Below are 16,450 nucleotides of genomic sequence, written 5' to 3'. Positions count from 1 at the left end.
CGGGGTCGCTGACCACCTGGTCGGCCGGCCGACACGTTCACGTGACGGCCAGCTCCGCCCAGACCACCTTGCCGACACTGCGTTCCGTCACGCCCCACGCGTCTGCCAGCGCCGCCACCACGAGCAGTCCGCGCCCGCCCTCGCCGTCCCCGGCGGGGCGGGCGCGCGGCCGCCGCTCACCGCGCGTGTCCGCCACCTCGATACGGACCCGGCCGCCCCCGAGCAGCAGCAGGCGCACCTCGAAGTCGCGCCCGGCCACATGACCGTGCGTCACCGCGTTCGCGGCCAGCTCGGCGACGACGAGGGCGACGGCGTCCGAAGGCCCCGTGCCGAAGGGCACGCCCCAGGCGTCGAGCTGCTGCGCGGCGAGGATGCGCGCAAGCCGGGCCCCGCGACGTGTGGAGCTGAGGCGCTGTACGAACTCGGCGGTGACGGGTGTGATTTCGGCGTTCATGTGACAGAGCGTGGCGGCCCGCCCGTACCCTGACCAGGAGTAACCGTTGGACGCTGGGTAACTGTACGGGTACGGACGGCACGGTGTACGGCACGTCGGCTGTGACCGGGGAAGCGGTACGCATGACGGAATCCGCGCACCAGGAAGCACGCCCCGAGCTGCCCTCGGAGGCCGACGGCACCGCGCACCTGTTCCGCGCGCTCGGCAAACAGGTACGCGTACTGCGCGAGAACCTGGCCATGAGCCAGAAGGAACTGGCGACGGCGACGCACTGCGGCCTCGACCTCGTCTCCGCGATGGAACGGGGCGTACGGACCCCGCAGCCGGAGTTCCTGGACCGGGCCGATGACGCGCTGAAGGCGCGCGGAGTCCTGCGAGCGGTGATCCCGGACGTACGGGAGGCGCAGAAAAAGGCTCGAACGCGACACCCTGATTGGTACCGGAACTACGCGAAACTGGAGGCGGAGGCGGTCCAACTCCTCCACTACGGCAACCAGGTCGTCCACGGACTGCTCCAGACCGAGGAGTACGCGAGGGCGATCTTCACGCAGCGCAGGCCGTTGCTGAGCGAAGAGATCGTGGAAAAGCGGGTGGCGGACCGGCTTTCGAGGCAGCAGGTCTTCGAGCAATGGCCTTCGCCCACCTTCAGTTTCGTCTTCGAAGAGGTGGTGCTCAGCCGGCCGATCGGCGGGCGCGCGGTGCACGAGGGGCAGTTGCGGCAGTTGCTGCGGTTCGGCCGCCTGCGGACCGTGGAACTCCAGGTGATGCCCACGAACTGCGAGGAACACCCCAACATGGACACGGCGTTCAACTTGTTGACCACCAAGGGCGAGCAGCAGGTCGGATACACCGAAGCCCAGGGCCACCCGCACCTGTTCACTGACGCCCGCGAGGTCCGGGAGCTCGCGGATCGCTATGCAATGATCCGGGCGGAGGCTCTTACGTCCCGGGAGTCGCTTGCCCTGATCGAGAAGATGCTGGGAGACCGATGAAGACCGACGAGCTCACCTGGTTCAAGTCCAGCTACAGCAGCGGCGAGGGCGGCGACTGCATCGAAGTCGCCTACGACTGGCGGAAGTCGAGCTACAGCGACGGCGAGGGCGGTCAGTGCGTCGAGGTCGCCGCGCACCCCACCGCCATCCACGTCCGTGACTCAAAGGTCACCGACGGGCCGCAGTTGGCGGTCGCTCCCGGCTCCTGGGCCGCGTTCGTCGCGTACGCCCGCGCCTGACGCACGTATCGCACGCAGCCGCGCGCGTCTATCCGCGTCGCCTGGCCTGGAGCCGGCGGATTCTGATGAACAGGGCGGCAGCGAGAAGACCGGCGATGTTCAGAGCGGCCACCGCCGCGACGATCGTCCAGAACAGGGTCATGTCCACGAGTTCCCCCGGCGTTTGTGGGCGGTGATCCCTGTGACCTACCCACTCAGGGGCCTCCGGCGCCCAGCCCCTGGGTGGGCATTTCGCCGGGCATATGCGGGAGTTGGGCGTGGTGCGGTACGGTGACCGCATCATCACGCTTCGTGTCCGTCCGGACACGGGGCGGTCCCCGGGGGTGCTACCAACACCATCCGAGGACCTTCACCTTCGAGGACGCTAAGGAGTCCCGAGGATGCTTCGGCATGCTATCGCGCCCCTTCGGCGCTACACCAAGGCTTCGCACGACATCGTGCAGCACCCGCGTCTGAACAGCGACGCGAAGATCCTGCTTCTGTACGTGCAGGGACTCCCCGAGGGCTCGACCGAGAGGCCGCTGAGCGCGCACGCGGAGCGGCTCGGGATCAAGGGCCGGGCGTACCAGAAGGTCAAGCAATCCCTCACTGCCTGCGGGTTCCTGCACGAGTGGCGGCACCAGAACGAGCGCGGCCGGTGGGTGACGGACCAGCTCCTCGCCAACGTCCACCTCACGACCGAGGAGGCGGCGGCGGTCCGGGACGGCGACGTACCGAGTACGCACATGCGGACGGTCGGTGAACCGGTGCCTCAGGTGGTCGGTGACTACCCTCCGGGGGATAAGAACGAGGAAAAGAACACTCCCCACCCACCCCCCGTCCCACACAGCGAACCGGCCGACGCACGGGGTGGCGACACGGAAGGCGCTTCGGACGCAGTCCTTGCCGACACCCCGGACGACGACCCGCAACGGGCCGCAGCCGAGACCGTGTTGCTCTCGCTGCGGCAGTCGCGCCGTGAGCTGCACCTGGGGGAGAGCGAGGCCCGTACGCTGTCGGCGGTCGCGGCCGACTGGCTGCGCAGGGGCATCAGCCCGGCGGACCTGCGTTACGCGCTGACCTGCGGGCTGCCGCCGAACGGCGTCCGGTCCGCCGTCGGGTTCCTGCGCCACCGGCTGACGGTGAAGATGCCGCAGGAGCGGTCCCTCGTACGCCGGACGCCCGAGGGCCCGCCGCGCACGGAACACCGGCCGAAGGCGCTCATCACCTGCGAGGGTCCGGGCTCCGAACACGTCTTCCGGCCCGTGGGCGACGAGACGCAGTGCGGCCACTGCCGCCAGGAAGCGGCCTGGAAGGCCCACCACGCGAAGTACCCCCACTTCGCCCCACCCTCGCTCCCGCTCCCGCGTACGAGCTGAGACCGCCGTGCAGGCCGATGTGGAAGGATTCGAGCACTGAGGAGGCGAGGCCCGGCCGCCTGTGCCGTGCGGTGCGAGCGTATTGACCGGACCTGGCCGTGATTGCGTGCCGCACGCACGGGCCCGTGCCTACGATGCCGTGATGGTGCATCACGATCCGGTCGTGTACGTGCGGTATCAGGGGACTGTCCGCCGTGCGGGGGGCAACTTCCCCGGGGTGTTCGGGCTCGTCAACGGCCTCGCGCGGGAGGGCAGGCTGTCCGCCGCGCAGGAGCGGTTCCGGCGTACGCACAACGACTGGTACGACGCGGCGTACACCGATCCGAGCACCGTCGATCCGACCGTCTACGACCCGCGCGTCAACCCGGGCGCGGCGGCCTGGTTCAAGCCGGCCGCCGTGGAGCTGATCGCGCGCGTCGACGGCTACCTGGAGATCCTGGCGGCCCACGGCGTCGAGTGGCGGCTCGTGCGGTCCGCCGACCCGGGGCGCGTCGTCTACGAGGACGCGCACCAGATCGTCGTCGTCCCGCACGGCTGAGGGGAGCGCACCGGCCGGGCCGCCGGTGCCGCCCCTCACCCGCTCAGATGCCGAACTCCGTCGGCGGCACGCCGAGAGCCGCGCACGCCTCGCGAATGGCGTACTGCTCGGACGGCTCGAAGTGCCCGTCCGCACCGGCGACGACCATGCCGGTCTGGATGACCGCGCGGGCCTCCGCGGGCTTCTTGGCGGCCTTGGCGATCACCTGGAGCGCCTCGGCCTTGCCCAGCTCGAAGTTGGAGAGCAGCCGGTCCACGTGCTGGTTGAAGCGCTGGCGGAGCTGGTCCGCCGGGAAGTTCTGGAGGACCTCGTTGGAGACGATCAGCTCCTCCACTCGCTGCCGCTCCGCCGGCTCCACCTGCCCGTCGGCCGCCGCCACCAGGGCGCACATCGCCATGCTGGCGTCCCGGTACGCGCCGCTCTTCAGCTCGCTCTTGACCGACGCGAGCTGGGTCTTGAACAGACCCAGCAGCTGGGCCTTCGACCCGCCGGAGGCCGCGCCCGACCCCGTCCCGTGGGCCCCGCTCTGCCCGTGTCCGCCGCCCGTGCCCCGCGTGCCCTGGGACTGCTGGAAGCTCTTGGCCTGGTCCTTGATCCGGTCCCACATCACCACTGGTGCCACCTCGGCTTGTACGGCTGTCGACTGCCTTCGCGTTCTGTGAGGTGAACGTCCCCGGGAGCGACCGGGTTCCCGAATGGCAAAGACGGAGTAAAGACAGCCGTCACTTCGGGTCGCCGGTCGTCACTTCCGGTTGTAGAGCCGCATCGTCACCGTGCCGAAGACGGCCAGCAGCACCGCCGACCAGCCCAGCGTCCAGGCGATGTCGGCGGCCGGCCAGTGGCCCGCCATCAGTTCCCGTACCGCCGTGGCCACATGGGTCACCGGGCTGTTGTTCACGAACGCCTGGAGCCAGCCCGGCATCGTCTTCGGATCGACGAACACGTTGCTCAGGAACGTCAGCGGGAAGATCACCATCATGCTGACGCCCATCACCGACTTCTCGGTGCGCAGCAGCAGGCCGAACATGGTCCAGATCCACGAGAACGCGAACGAGAAGACCAGCAGCAGCGCCACACCGGCGACGACGCCGACCGGTCCGCCGTCCGGCCGGTAGCCGATGATCATGCCGACGGTCAGCATGACCACGGACGCGATCAGGTAGCGGATCACGTCACCGAGCAGGTAGCCGACCATCGGCGCCGGACGCCAGATCGGCAGCGTACGGAAGCGGTCGAAGACGCCCTTGGTGATGTCGGTGTTGACGGCGACGCCCGTGTACATGGTGATCATCACGATGCTCATGGTGAGGATGCCGGGCAGCAGGAACTGGATGTACTCCTGCACCGACCCGGCCAGCGCCCCGCCGAACAGGTACGCGTACATCAGCACCATCATGATCGGGAAGGCCGTCACGTCGAAGAGCTGCTCCGGCACGTGCTTGATCTTGAGCATGGCGCGCCAGCCGAACGTCAGGGACGCGGAGAGCGCGCTGGGACGCGGCGGGCGTTCCTTGCCGACGAGCAGCGCGGCGAGTTCCTCGGCCCTCGGCGCTTCGAAGGCGAGTTCGTCGAGGCCCTGGCCCTTGTCCTTGGTCGCGACGGTGCTCATGCCGGCACTCCTGTGGTCGAGTCGTCCATCGTCCCGTTCTCCGGTGCGCTCTTCTTGTTCCGGTCGGTCAGCGCCAGGAAGACCTCGTCGAGGCTCGGCTGGCCCAGCGCGAAGTTGTCGACCGTGATGCCCGACGAGGCGAGCTCCGAGAGCGCCCGCGCGGCCTGTTCCGCCGCGCCGAGGTCGCTCGCCTGCCCGTCGACCGTCGCCGTCAGGGCCACGGGGTCCGCGTCGAGCTGCACGGTGACGCCGAGCGCCCGCCGCAGGACCTGCTCGGCCTCCGGCCGCTGCGCCGGATCGCGCAGCCGCAGGTGCACGGACCCGGAGCCGACCGACGCCTTGAGCTCGCCCTTCGTGCCCTCGGCGATGACCTTGCCGTGGTCGATCACGGCGATGCGGGACGCCAGGTGGTCGGCCTCGTCGAGGTACTGCGTGGTGAGCAGCACCGTCGTGCCCTGCGCCACGACCGCCCGCACGATGTCCCACACCTGGTTGCGGCTGCGGGGATCGAGGCCGGTCGTCGGCTCGTCGAGGAACAGCAGGTCGGGCGTGTTGAGGATGCTCGCGGCGATGTCGATGCGCCGCCGCATGCCGCCCGAGTAGTTCTTGATCTGCCGGTCGGCCGCCTCCGCGAGCCCGAACGCCTCCAGGAGCTGCGCCGACCTGGTGCGCGCGGCGGCCTTGGAGTGGCCGAGGAGCCGGCCCAGGAGCACGAGGTTCTCCGTACCGGTCAGGTCCTCGTCGACCGACGCGTACTGCCCGGTGAGGCTGACCCGCCCGCGCACCGCGTCGGCCTCCCGCACCACGTCCTTGCCGAACACGTGCGCCACGCCGCCGTCGGGGCGCAGCAGCGTCGCGAGCATCTTCACCGCGGTGGTCTTGCCCGCGCCGTTGGGCCCGAGGACGCCGTACACAGTGCCGGCGGGGACGGCGAGGTCGATGCCGTCGACGGCCCGGTTCGCACCGAACACTTTGACCAGGCCCGCCGTCTCGATGGCGAGCTCGGGGTGTCCACTCATGTCTTCCGCCCCTCCGAGGGGTCGTCGGATCCTCTTACCCAGTGTTGACCGCCCCGGAGCCCGGAAGTAATCGTTCTTTCGACCTACGGCTCGCCCCCGGTCTCATTCCCGCGTGTAGAAGACGTAGAAGGCCACGGCGCCCAGGCCGGCGCCGACGGCCCCGCCGATGACGACGGCGTCCAGGACGGTGTTGTCCGCCAGACTGTGCAGGAAGCCGACGCCCACGCCGGTGAGCGCGCCGTACGCGACGGCCCGCACCAGCGGGATCATCCGGCCCTGGGCCCGCGCGAGCAGGAGGCACAGGGCCGCCACGACGGCGGCGCAGAGCATGCCGAAGCCGAAGTTCAGGCCGGTCACGGGTCCGGCGTCCCGCGCGAGGAAGGCCGCGTAGTAGCCGTACAGGAGGCCCAGCACGACGGCGACGACGATGCGCCGGCGTCCCGCGGGACCGGTCTCCGGACGCCCGGAACCCGATCGTCGTGTCGACCCCGACGGCTCGGCCGGCCTGCGTGACCGGCCCGGGATCGCCGCATGTCCAGCCATCGCAGACTCCTTCCGCAGCGCATACGCGCACACCCCGCCCTCGCTACCAGGTCACACCCGTGGGCGGTGGTCGGCAAGTGGATCTACGGGCCGCCGGGCGGTCCCTGCCTCGCGACCCCGGCGAGCGTCTCCAGCGCGTACGACAGGACCTCGCGCGGCGGTGACGCCAGGCCGATCCGCACGGCGTCCGGGGCGGCGTGGGGCGGTACGGCGAAGGCCCGGCCGGGGGTGACGGCGACGCCGCGCGCCGCCGCGGCCGCGACGAAGGTGTCCGTACGCCAGGGCGCGGGCAGCTCCCACCAGCAGTAGTACGCGCGCGGGTCGGTGCGGACCCGGAATCCGGCGAGCCGGTCCCGCACGATCCGGTGCCGGGCCGCCGCGTCGGCGCGTTTGGCGGCGACGACGGCGTCCACCGTGCCGTCCGTGATCCAGCGGGTGGCGGCATCGAGGGCGAACCGGGCGGCGGTCCAGGCTCCGGAGCGCAGCGCGTCGGCCAGCGGGCCGCGGTGGGCGGCGGGGGCGGTCAGGAAGCCGGTGGTCAGGCCGGGGGCGAGGCGCTTGGACAGGCTGTCGACGAGGACCGTGCGGCCGGGCGCGTGGGCGGCCAGCGGAGCCGGTGCGTCTGGGGCGAGGAAGGCCCAGGTGGTGTCCTCGACGACCCCCGTGCCCAGACGCGCGCACACCTCGGCCAGGCGCGACCTGCGCTCCTCGCTCATCGTGACCGCCGTCGGGTTGTGCAGCGTCGGCTGTACGTACACCGCGCCGAGCGGGGCGCTGCGGTGCGCGGCCCGCAGCGCGTCGGGGCACATCCCGTCCTCGTCCGACGCGATGGCGACCAGGGTGACCCCGAGCCGTTCCGCGATGGCCTTGACCAGCGGATACGTCAGCTCCTCGACGCCGAGCCGGCCTCCCGGGCGCAGATGCGACGCGATGGCCGCGGCGATCGCCGCGCGGCCGTTGCCGGCGAAGAGCACCTGCCCGGGGTCGGGACGCCAGCCGCCCCTGGCCAGCAGCGCGGCTGCCGCCTCGCGGGCGGCCGGAGTGCCGTCGGCGGCGGCCGGGCGGGTGGCCGCTTCCAGCACGTCGGGGCGCAGCAGACCGGTCAGGGACCGCGCCATGAGCGCCGACTGGGCCTCCACCACCGGGTAGTTGAGCTCCAGATTGATCGCGGGCCCACCACCCGTCCCGGCCGGTGCCTCGGCGAGCGCGTGGCCGGGCGACGGGGGTGCGGCCCGTACGAACGTGCCGCGCCCGACCTCGCCCACGGCCAGGCCGCGCCGTACCAGTTCGCCGTAGACCCGGATCGCGGTGGAGTTCGCGATGCCGTGGCGGCGGGCGAAGGCCCGCTGGGCGGGCAGCCGGTCGCCGGGACGCAGCCGGCCGGCGGCGATCTCCGCCGCGACGCGGTCGGCAACCCGCCGGAAATCCATGCCCACGTCCACTCCCCTGCCGCATTGCACCGAGAGCAAAGAGCCTATTGCACCGAGGAGTTGAGCGCGCCTAGCCTCCTCGTCATGGCAACCGCAGCGCACGCCAACGGCATCACCGTCCGCTACACCGACGAGGGCGACGGCCCGCCGCTCGTCCTCGTCCACGGCCACCCGTTCGACCGCACGATGTGGGCCCCGCAGATCACCGTCTTCGCCCCCACGCACCGGGTGATCGCCCCCGACCTGCGCGGTTACGGCGAGAGCGAGGTCGTCCCCGGGGTCACCCCGCTCTCCGTGTTCGCCGAGGACATCGCGGCCCTCCTCGACCACCTCGGCGTCGGGCGCGCCGTGCTCGGCGGCCTCTCCATGGGCGGCCAGATCGTGATGGAGTGCTACCGCCTCTTCCCCGAGCGGGTCTCCGGCCTCGTCCTGGCCGACACCTTCCCGGCGGCCGAGACCGAGGAGGGAAGACGGGCGCGCGACGCCATGGCCGACCGGCTGGTGGCCGAGGGCATGGCGGGGTACGCCGACGAGGTGCTGGACAGGATGGTCGCCCCGTACAACACCGAGGCGGCCGGCCAGGTCCACCGCATGATGACCGCCGCCCCTCCGGCGGGCGCGGCGGCGGCCCTGCGCGGACGGGCCCGGCGGCCCGACTACCGCGAGCTGCTGACGCGGGTCGCGGTGCCGACGCTGATCGTGGTGGGCCGGGACGACTCGTACACGCCCGTCGCCGAGGCGCAGGCGATGCACGCCGCGATCCCCGGCTCGGCCCTGGCCGTGATCGAGAAGGCGGCCCACCTCCCCAACCTGGAACGCCCCGAAGCCTTCAACGCGGCACTGCGGGAGCACCTCGCGCGCTAGGAGCTGCACGGCGGCCCGAGGTGTGCTGGGGTGGATACGGAGACCGATCCACGGAGGCGAGTCCGCCATGGAAGACGCCGACCAGGAGATCCTCGACAACATCAGCAGCCTGGTGGCCGAGGAACGCGAGCTGCGCGACCGCTCCACCCGCAAACTGGGGCTCGACGACGCGGAGCGGGCGCGGCTGAAGGCGGTGGAGATCCGGCTCGACCAGTGCTGGGACCTGCTCCGCCAGCGCCGGGCGAAGTCGGAGTACGGCGAAGACCCGGCCGAGGCGCGGGTACGCCCCCCGTCCGAGGTGGAGAACTACAAGAGCTGACCTTTGTCCACACCCTGTGGACAACCATCCCGCACGCACAGGATCCAGACCGCGCCCAGGGGTCACGTCCGGTGGTGCTGGACCGGAACGCCCCCCAGTCCGCACACCACGCCCCGCGTCACGTTCCGGCGGTGCCGGGTGGGGGCGTGGTGGGGCGCTCCCCGCAGGGTGTCGAACGCAACCGCCCCGAAGATCTCGGAGTGCCAGAAAGGTTCGGCACCCGAGGAGACGCCCCGGCACGACCCCGCCCCCGCAGCCCCCACAAACGTGAGCCGCCGAAGCCCCCCGCTAGAACAGTGGCAGCTGCCCCGGGAACGGCGGCAGCTCGTACCCGTCCAGGGTCCGCTGCCCCGCAGCAGGCGGCGCGGCCCGCTTGGACCCCCCGCACAGCGTGAGCTCCGCCGTGGCAGCCCGTGTCCGCGGATCGTGGCGTACGAACCGGCCCGCGACCACGGCCACCTCACGGCCACAGACGGGGCACGGACGGCGTGGAGAAGTCGACGACATACGCCCCACTCTGCCAGCCGGCACTGTCAGCCACCGCAGGCCCGCACCACCGCAGGCCCGCACCACCGGCCCGCACCCCAACCCCGCACCACCGGCCCGCACCTCAAGCCCGCAACCCCCACCGTCACCCACCCATCGGCTTGGGCCCCTGCAACCGCTCCATCTCCCGCCGGTCCCGCTTGGTGGGCCGCCCCGCCCCCCGGTCCCGCACAGCGACCGGCGCGACGAACTCGCGCGGCGGAGGCGGCGGACTGTTGTCGACGTAGCACTCGGCCGCGACCGGAGCCCCCACCCGCTTGCGGATGATCCGGGAGACGACGACGACCCGCTCACGCCCCGCGTGGAACAGCCGCACCTCGTCGCCCGCCTTCAGCGCGTGCGCCGGCTTGACCCGCTCACCGCCCACCCGCACGTGCCCCGCCTTGCAGGCGGCAGCCGCCTGGGCGCGCGTCTTGGTGAGCCGTACCGACCAGATCCAGACGTCGATCCGTACGGTCCCGGCGCCCGCGCCGTGCGTCATGTCGTCCGCAGCCATGCTCCGAGGGTACGACCGCCGAACGGGCCGTGCGCGGCTCGCCCGCCGGCCGCACTACTATGCGCACGATCTGCCGTCCGGAGGGGACACCTCCGGACCTGCACCACATCTCTGACTTGTCGCCACATGTCGTGCCAGGCAAAGGGAATTGGGGATTCCTCTTGTGTCCGGCGCACCTCCGGAAGCAGTTGGGACCGCATGAGCCACAACACCGGCAGAGGGCTCCAGCCCAACGCCCTCGGCACGTTCGAGACGATCGTGATGGCCGTCGCGGGCAGCGCCCCCGCGTACTCCCTCGCCGCCACCACCGCCGTCCTCGTCGGCGCCGTCGGTCTCGCCGGTCCGGCCGCGCTCCTCTACTGCGCGATACCCATGCTCGGCATCGTGCTGGCCTTCGGCCGGCTCGGCCGGATCGACGTGAACGCGGGCGCCACCTACTCCTGGGTCGGCCGCACCCTGCACCCGTTCCTCGGCTTCATCAGCGGCTGGGCGCTGGTCGTCGCGGCCACGATCTTCATGGTCGCCGGGTCGCTCCCCGCAGGTCAGATGACGCTTTCCCTCTTCGACCCGGACCTCGCGTCGAACACCGCGCTGGCCACCGCAGCCGGCGCCGGCTGGTTCCTGCTGATGCTCGCCGTCGTACTGGGCGGGGCACGTCTCTCGGCCCGCGCCCAGCTCCTGGTCTCCGGCGTCGAGCTCGTGATCCTCGTGCTCTTCGCGGTCGGCGCCCTGTTCCACCGGGGAGCGGTGGCGGCCTTCGAATGGTCGTGGCTCGGCTTCGGCCACTTCGACGGCTTCAGCGGATTCGCGGCCGGCACCCTGATCGCCGCGTTCTACTACTGGGGCTGGGACGTCACCAGCAACCTCAGCGAGGAGACCCGCAACAGCCGGCGCACGGCCGGGCTCGCCTCGCTCGTCGGCGTGGGCGTCGTCTTCCTGCTCTTCGTGGTCTTCACGATCGCTGTCAACGTCATCCTGACCACCGAGCAGATCTCGGCGCACGACACGAACGTGCTCGCCGTCCTCGGTGACGCGATCTGGCCCGGCATCGGCGGCAAGCTGATGGTCCTGGCCGTGGTGCTCTCCACCATCGCCACCCTCGAAACCACCCTGATCCAGGTGACGCGCTCGCTCTTCGCGATGGGCCGCGACCGTACGATGCCGTCCGCGCTCGGCCTCGTCCACCGCCGCTGGAACACCCCGTGGGTCGCCGTGGCCGTCGTCGGCACGGTCGCGCTGATCCTGTTCGTGGCCTCCAACGCGCTGGGCTCGACCGACGAGATCATGGCCGACGCGCTCGCCGCCATCGGCCTCCAGACGACGCTGTACTACGGGCTCGCGGGGCTCGCGGCCGTCGTCGCGTACCGCAAGACGCTGCTGTCCTCACCGAAGGACTTCGTCCTCGGCGGGGCCTGGCCGCTGCTCGGCTCGGTGTTCATGTTCTGCGTCTTCGCCGCCTCGCTCACCGAGATCGGCGCGGCGGCCGTCGCGATCGGCCTCGGCGGCCTGGCCGTCGGCGTGGTCCCGATGCTCTGGTACTGGCGGCGGGGCAGCGCGTACTACCGCCCCGCGCGGCTCGACGCCACCCGCGCCATCGAGATCGAGGCGGTGCACGTCAACTCCGGATCGGAGCGGGGGGACTACGCCGACGCCGGGCTTCCGACCGACTTCTGAGCGGGCCCGCCCCGCGCGCCGTACCTTCTTCCGACCGTTCGTCCTCTGAGCAGGAGGTGTTCCGATGGGCGCACTCCGCCGCCGCTTCTCTTCCGGCTCGGGTTCCGGTTCCGGTTCCGGTCCGGTCCCGGACTTCGACCCGGACCACGGCGACCGGCCGCTGACCGCCGCCCGGCAGGACATCGTCATCGGCCGCTGGCAGGGCGTGCGCGACCTGCTCCGCGCGACCGGCGACGACTGGCCGCTGCGCACCCACCGGCTGCGGCAGCTGTCGCACGCCGCCGCCGCCAGCTCCGTGGTGGAGGCGTGGCGGGCGGCCGAACCGGACAGCGCGGACGCCGCCGTGCTGCGGGCCGCGACCGAGGTCGTACGGGTCTTCAACCAGGCCATCGAGGCCGGGCGGGGCAGCGAGGTGGACCGCACCCGCATCGACGTGGCCGTCATGGCGTGCCTGAGCGCCGCCGACGCGCGGCCCGCCGACCCGATGCCGTGGGTGTCGCTGCTGACGGTGGCGCGGCTGTACGGCGACGGGGTCGGCCGGGCGGAGCTGCGCGAGTGGTGGGAGGAGCTGCGGCGCCGCGACCCGTACAACATCGAGGGCCACGTGCAGCTCCTGCGCTACCACTCGGCGCGCTGGCACGGCACGCACGGCCGGATGTACGACTTCGCCCGCGACGCGGCGGGCGCGGCCCCCGCGGGGTCGCCGCTGCCGGTACTGGTGCAGATCGCGCGGGTGGAGGAGTACCGGTACGTCTCCGCCGCCGCGCAGGGGCGGCCGGTGCGCGGCTTCGACCAGCACTGGCACCACGAGCTGGCGGTGACGGAGGTGCGCAGGACGCGCGAGCGGTGGCTGGGCGGCCGGCCGCCGGGGCCGGTGCTCCCGGAGGAGGTGGGCGAACTCAACTACCTCGCCCACGCCGCCTGCCACGCGCAGCTCCCGGAGGTGGCCCGGGAGGTGTTCGCCCTGCTGGGCGGACGCGCGGCGCGGGTGCCGTGGTCGTACACGGGGGACGCGGCGGAGCAGTACGTCCGATGGCAGAGCCACGCGGCCGGAACCCCGGGAAAACGCTGACGCGCAGCTCAGGGGGCACCACAAGGTCGCCCGGCACCCGGCACGCGGCGGGCGCCGGACCGGCTCCGTGGAGCCCGTCCGGCGCCCGCCCCGAAGGCTGCCGCCCCCCGAAGGCTGCCGTCGGCCGCTACACGCCGATCGCGCGGCCGTCCTTGCGGTAGACCGCCACCACCGACGGGCGGACGAGCTTGCCGGGACCGTCGGGCCAGGCGCTCGCCGGGTTCTCGACGCTCGCGCCGTCGATCTCGCCCGGGTGCTGGACCGCGACGAGCACCCGGCGGTCCTGGATGATCGGGCCGCAGGTCTCCGCGCCCTTCGGGACGGTGAGGAACTGCTTCAGCTCACCGCGCCGCTCACCGCGCGTCGCGACGCCGAAGAGGCCGTCGTGCGAGCCGAGCTGGTTGCCGTCGGTGGAGATCCACAGGTTGCCGTGCGGGTCGAAGGCGAGGTTGTCCGGGCAGGAGATGGGGCTGACCCGGTCCTTCGGGAAGCCCGCGAAGTACGTGGACGAGTCCTCCGGGTCGCCCGCGACCAGGAAGAGCCGCCAGGCGAAGCCGTCCGACGCCGGGTCGTCCCAGTGCTCGGCGAGCTCCAGCACCTGGCCGTGCTTGTTGTTGTTGCGCGGGTTGGCCTCGTCGGCGCCCGCCTTGCCCGCCGCGCCACGGTCCTTGTTGTTGGTCAGTGCGACGTACACGCGCCCGGTGCGGGGGCTCGGCTCGACGTCCTCGGGGCGGTCCATCTTGGTCGCGCCGACCTTGTCACCGGCCAGGCGCGTGAAGACGTACACCTCCTCGGCGGTCATGCCGGGCACGTGCGACGTGGTGCCGGTGGCGAGCGGGATCCACACGCCGCTGCCGTCGAACTCGCCGTCGTTCGGCAGCTTGCCCGTGCCGTCGATCTCACCGGGGGAGTCGCCCGTGAGCTTGGCGACGTACAGCGTGCCCTCGTCGAGGAGCGTGAGGTTGTGCTCGCGGGCGGCCCGCGAGTTGCCCTTCTTCATCCGCTTCGAGGAGACGAACTTGTAGAAGTAGTCGAAGCGCTCGTCGTCGCCCATGTAGACGACCGGACGGCCGTCGGCGGTCAGCCGGGGCTGGGCGGCCTCGTGCTTGAAGCGGCCGAGCGCGGTGCGCTTGCGGGGCGTGGAGTCGGGGTCGTACGGGTCGAGCTCGACGACCCAGCCCTGGCGGTGCGACTCGTTCGGCTCCTGCTTGGCGTCGAAGCGCTTGTCGAACAGCTCCCACTTGCGCTCGGTGGCGCCGGTGGAGATGCCGTAGCGCTTGTCCGTGGCGCTGGAGCCGTTGGCGAAGTACTGGTTGAAGTTCTCCTCGCCGTGCAGCGTCGTGCCCCAGGGGGTCGTGCCGCCGGCGCAGTTGTTGAGCGTGCCGAGGACCTTCGTGCCGGTCGGGTCGGCGGAGGTCTTCAGGAGGTCGCCGCCGGCGGCCGGGCCGGTCAGCCGGAACTCGGAGGTGGTGTGGAGGCGGCGGTTCAGGTGGTGGCGGGTGACCGGCGTCAGTTTGCCGGACTTGCGCTCCTCCTGGACGACGACGACGGACAGGCCGTGCGCGGCCCAGGCGGTCTCGACCTGCTCGCGGGTGGGGTTGGCCGGGTCGTACCCCTTGAACATCAGGACCTCGTCCGTGTACTCGTGGTTCGCGACGAGTACCTGACGGCCGTGCTCGCCCGGCAGCGGGAGCAGCGAGAGGAAGTCGTTGTTGTAGCCGAACTGGCCGGCCTGCGCCTTGGCGGACTGCTTGTCCGGGTCGAAGGCGGGGGCGCCGCGCAGGATCGGCTCGCCCCAGCGGATGACGACGTTCTGGGCGTAGCCCTCGGGGACGGTGACGGCGTCGGCGGTGTTGGGCGCGACGGACGCGAAGCGCAGCCCGCGTGCTCCGCCGTTCGTGCCGAACGGGTTCCCCTGGGGCTTGACGGCGCTCTCGGCGGCCACGGCGCTCCGGGCGCCGGGGCCCGCGAGGGCCGAGGTTCCGGCGGCGGCGGCGACGGTCACCACGGCGGCGGCGCGCATCATCGACCGTCTTGACAGCGCGCCGGCTATGACGTCACCGGCGTACTCGTTGTCGCTGGTGTTCGGGACGTCCTGGAAACAGGCGTCTCCACAGCGGTAGCGACAGGTCAGCGCGGAGCGCCCACCCGAGTGCGGCGAGTTGAGCAGCGGCAGCAGATTGCGCACGGACCCCTCCGGAATGGCTGTACGGGATGTGGTTCGGCGCGCCTGCGCCGACAACGTGTCGGAATGTCTCCGGCCGTGACGTTAGGGGCGTACGCCCGCGCTTCGGCGGCCTTGGGGTGAACGTGAGGTGAATGCGGAACGGCCGTGCGGAAGTTGGCTTGACGGCCGGGCGGAAGCCGTCGGGAGCACCCGTCCGGTGCGCGTGGCGTCAAGGAAGTACGCGGCCCGCGTGGGAGGTTGGTGGTACGCGCCGGGGCGCCCGGAGGGGGCGCGTTCGGCATCCGCGTCCGCCGCCGCGAGCCGCGCGCGCCCGCAACCGGAACGGCACGCCTGACCCTCCCGAAGATCGACGGGCGGGGCCGCTAACCTTACGTGTCCGCCCTGGCCAGGGATCATCCGCCGGGTGCGGGCGTGCATCGCACCCAACTCATGCGAAAGGCCTCGCCCATGGGCATTCGGAGCTTGCTGCGCAAGGTGTTCGGACGCGATCGAGCGGAGAGCAACGAGCAGTCGCCGGCACGGGAGTCCTCGGCGACGGCTTCCGTTCCGTCCCAGGCCGAACGTAAGCCGGAGCCGGCCACCGCGCCGGAAACGGAGTCCGCGACCGACGGGGCCCGGGAGACGGTGGCGTCGGTACCGGCCCCCGCCCAGGCCCCGGCCACCGAGGACGAGGCCCCGGCGGCGGACAAGCCGGCCAGGAAGCCGGCGCCGGGCATCGCGTCGGACCTGGTGGCGGCGGCCTTCGACAACCCGTCCCCGGCGGGCTCGCCGTCCTCGTCCCGTACGAAGACCTCCTCGCCCGGACCGAACGTCCCGGCCCAGTCCACCCCCGGCGCCGCCAAGCCCTCGGCCCCGGTCCCGTCCCAGTCGTCGGGCGACTCCGCGAAGCCGTCGGCGGTGACGGTCCCGGAGCCGGCGTCCGAGCAGGCCGCGCCCGCCGCCGCCCCGGAGCCCGAGCCGGCCGACGCCGAGGCCACCGCGGCCCCGGCCGCGGAGCAGGCGACCGCCGAGGCGGCCACCGCCGCGCCCGCCGAGCCGGCCGCGGAGGAAGCCCCGGAGCCCGAGCCGGAGGCGGCCCCGGCCGCCGCCGCGGAGACCGAGGTAGAAGC

The 16,450-nt window shown here is 72.2% G+C and carries 16 protein-coding genes and 1 pseudogene; 9 read left to right on the top strand and 8 right to left on the bottom strand.

All coding sequences use genetic code 11. The features are described 5' to 3' along the window. Positions 1 to 37: 37 nt before the first annotated feature. Positions 38 to 454, bottom strand: coding sequence for an ATP-binding protein (locus tag ACWGH0_RS00085; RefSeq protein WP_453401820.1), 417 nt, complete (start codon positions 452 to 454; stop codon positions 38 to 40). Between the two features lie 122 nt (positions 455 to 576). On the opposite strand from ACWGH0_RS00085, the gene ACWGH0_RS00080 reads away from it, so the two are divergent. The 4 genes from ACWGH0_RS00080 (at position 577) to ACWGH0_RS00065 (ending at position 3,581) form a co-directional block, all read left to right on the top strand. Then, positions 577 to 1,446 carry a helix-turn-helix domain-containing protein gene (locus ACWGH0_RS00080; protein WP_453401819.1) on the top strand — a complete coding sequence of 290 codons (870 nt, stop codon included), beginning with the start codon at positions 577 to 579 and terminating at the stop codon, positions 1,444 to 1,446. Then, on the top strand, positions 1,443 to 1,685 hold the full coding sequence (locus tag ACWGH0_RS00075; RefSeq protein ID WP_453401818.1) for a DUF397 domain-containing protein: 243 nt from the start codon (positions 1,443 to 1,445) through the stop codon (positions 1,683 to 1,685). The genes ACWGH0_RS00080 and ACWGH0_RS00075 overlap by 4 nt, the downstream gene beginning before the upstream one ends. A 380-nt stretch (positions 1,686 to 2,065) precedes the next feature. Beyond that, positions 2,066 to 3,043, top strand: a complete 978-nt coding sequence (locus ACWGH0_RS00070) for a hypothetical protein (RefSeq protein WP_453401817.1) — start codon at positions 2,066 to 2,068, stop codon at positions 3,041 to 3,043. 142 nt (positions 3,044 to 3,185) lie between these two features. Then, positions 3,186 to 3,581 carry a hypothetical protein gene (locus tag ACWGH0_RS00065; RefSeq protein WP_453401816.1) on the top strand — a complete coding sequence of 132 codons (396 nt, stop codon included), beginning with the start codon at positions 3,186 to 3,188 and terminating at the stop codon, positions 3,579 to 3,581. A 43-nt stretch (positions 3,582 to 3,624) separates the two neighbouring features. Here ACWGH0_RS00065 and ACWGH0_RS00060 read toward each other — a convergent pair whose 3' ends face one another. The 5 genes from ACWGH0_RS00060 to ACWGH0_RS00040 all read right to left on the bottom strand — a co-directional run bounded on the left by ACWGH0_RS00060 (position 3,625) and on the right by ACWGH0_RS00040 (position 8,182). Next, a complete protein-coding gene (locus ACWGH0_RS00060) occupies positions 3,625 to 4,194 on the bottom strand; it encodes a tellurite resistance TerB family protein (RefSeq protein ID WP_453401815.1) in 570 nt (189 codons plus the stop codon). Between the two features lie 129 nt (positions 4,195 to 4,323). Beyond that, the gene (locus tag ACWGH0_RS00055; RefSeq protein WP_453401814.1) at positions 4,324 to 5,190 is read right to left on the bottom strand and encodes an ABC transporter permease; all 867 of its coding nucleotides are present in this window, start codon (positions 5,188 to 5,190) and stop codon (positions 4,324 to 4,326) included. Beyond that, entirely contained in the window at positions 5,187 to 6,209 is a 1,023-nt protein-coding gene (locus tag ACWGH0_RS00050) for an ATP-binding cassette domain-containing protein (protein ID WP_453401813.1), read from the bottom strand. Before ACWGH0_RS00050 ends, ACWGH0_RS00055 begins: the two co-directional genes overlap by 4 nt. Positions 6,210 to 6,311: 102 nt before the next feature. After that, a complete protein-coding gene (locus ACWGH0_RS00045; protein WP_453401812.1) occupies positions 6,312 to 6,752 on the bottom strand; it encodes a hypothetical protein in 441 nt (146 codons plus the stop codon). A gap of 83 nt (positions 6,753 to 6,835) precedes the next feature. Continuing rightward, positions 6,836 to 8,182 (bottom strand): aminotransferase-like domain-containing protein, encoded by a 1,347-nt coding sequence (locus ACWGH0_RS00040; protein WP_453401811.1) that lies wholly within the window; start codon positions 8,180 to 8,182, stop codon positions 6,836 to 6,838. An 84-nt stretch (positions 8,183 to 8,266) separates the two neighbouring features. Here ACWGH0_RS00040 and ACWGH0_RS00035 point away from each other — a divergent pair, with 84 nt between their 5' ends. Next, the gene (locus ACWGH0_RS00035) at positions 8,267 to 9,046 is read left to right on the top strand and encodes an alpha/beta fold hydrolase (protein WP_453401810.1); all 780 of its coding nucleotides are present in this window, start codon (positions 8,267 to 8,269) and stop codon (positions 9,044 to 9,046) included. Between the two features lie 67 nt (positions 9,047 to 9,113). Continuing rightward, the gene (locus ACWGH0_RS00030) at positions 9,114 to 9,365 is read left to right on the top strand and encodes a DUF2630 family protein (protein ID WP_453401809.1); all 252 of its coding nucleotides are present in this window, start codon (positions 9,114 to 9,116) and stop codon (positions 9,363 to 9,365) included. Positions 9,366 to 9,996: 631 nt separating this feature from the next. Here the strand turns inward: ACWGH0_RS00030 and ACWGH0_RS00025 are convergent. Then, positions 9,997 to 10,407, bottom strand: a complete 411-nt coding sequence (locus tag ACWGH0_RS00025; protein ID WP_453401808.1) for an RNA-binding S4 domain-containing protein — start codon at positions 10,405 to 10,407, stop codon at positions 9,997 to 9,999. 198 nt (positions 10,408 to 10,605) lie between these two features. Here ACWGH0_RS00025 and ACWGH0_RS00020 point away from each other — a divergent pair, with 198 nt between their 5' ends. After that, a complete protein-coding gene (locus ACWGH0_RS00020) occupies positions 10,606 to 12,081 on the top strand; it encodes an APC family permease (protein WP_453401807.1) in 1,476 nt (491 codons plus the stop codon). Between the two features lie 64 nt (positions 12,082 to 12,145). After that, a complete protein-coding gene (locus ACWGH0_RS00015; RefSeq protein ID WP_453401806.1) occupies positions 12,146 to 13,153 on the top strand; it encodes a hypothetical protein in 1,008 nt (335 codons plus the stop codon). Between the two features lie 127 nt (positions 13,154 to 13,280). Here ACWGH0_RS00015 and ACWGH0_RS00010 read toward each other — a convergent pair whose 3' ends face one another. After that, positions 13,281 to 15,341 (bottom strand): PhoX family protein, encoded by a 2,061-nt coding sequence (locus ACWGH0_RS00010; protein WP_453401805.1) that lies wholly within the window; start codon positions 15,339 to 15,341, stop codon positions 13,281 to 13,283. Positions 15,342 to 15,788: 447 nt separating this feature from the next. Here ACWGH0_RS00010 and ACWGH0_RS00005 point away from each other — a divergent pair. After that, a pseudogene (locus ACWGH0_RS00005) lies at positions 15,789 to 16,450 on the top strand (hypothetical protein); the annotation flags it as partial.

The organism is Streptomyces sp. NPDC054887 (assembly GCF_053610585.1).
The sequence above is the reverse complement of the archived record's forward strand: the minus strand, read 5'-3'. Positions and strand labels throughout refer to the sequence as shown.

Coding starts and splice junctions, on each gene's coding strand:
- ACWGH0_RS00085 (WP_453401820.1), bottom strand. CDS start 454: ATGAACGCCGAAATCACACCCGTCACCGCCGAGTTCGTACAGCGCCTC.
- ACWGH0_RS00080 (WP_453401819.1), top strand. CDS start 577: ATGACGGAATCCGCGCACCAGGAAGCACGCCCCGAGCTGCCCTCGGAG.
- ACWGH0_RS00075 (WP_453401818.1), top strand. CDS start 1,443: ATGAAGACCGACGAGCTCACCTGGTTCAAGTCCAGCTACAGCAGCGGC.
- ACWGH0_RS00070 (WP_453401817.1), top strand. CDS start 2,066: ATGCTTCGGCATGCTATCGCGCCCCTTCGGCGCTACACCAAGGCTTCG.
- ACWGH0_RS00065 (WP_453401816.1), top strand. CDS start 3,186: ATGGTGCATCACGATCCGGTCGTGTACGTGCGGTATCAGGGGACTGTC.
- ACWGH0_RS00055 (WP_453401814.1), bottom strand. CDS start 5,190: ATGAGCACCGTCGCGACCAAGGACAAGGGCCAGGGCCTCGACGAACTC.
- ACWGH0_RS00050 (WP_453401813.1), bottom strand. CDS start 6,209: ATGAGTGGACACCCCGAGCTCGCCATCGAGACGGCGGGCCTGGTCAAA.
- ACWGH0_RS00045 (WP_453401812.1), bottom strand. CDS start 6,752: ATGGCTGGACATGCGGCGATCCCGGGCCGGTCACGCAGGCCGGCCGAG.
- ACWGH0_RS00040 (WP_453401811.1), bottom strand. CDS start 8,182: ATGGATTTCCGGCGGGTTGCCGACCGCGTCGCGGCGGAGATCGCCGCC.
- ACWGH0_RS00035 (WP_453401810.1), top strand. CDS start 8,267: ATGGCAACCGCAGCGCACGCCAACGGCATCACCGTCCGCTACACCGAC.
- ACWGH0_RS00030 (WP_453401809.1), top strand. CDS start 9,114: ATGGAAGACGCCGACCAGGAGATCCTCGACAACATCAGCAGCCTGGTG.
- ACWGH0_RS00025 (WP_453401808.1), bottom strand. CDS start 10,407: ATGGCTGCGGACGACATGACGCACGGCGCGGGCGCCGGGACCGTACGG.
- ACWGH0_RS00020 (WP_453401807.1), top strand. CDS start 10,606: ATGAGCCACAACACCGGCAGAGGGCTCCAGCCCAACGCCCTCGGCACG.
- ACWGH0_RS00015 (WP_453401806.1), top strand. CDS start 12,146: ATGGGCGCACTCCGCCGCCGCTTCTCTTCCGGCTCGGGTTCCGGTTCC.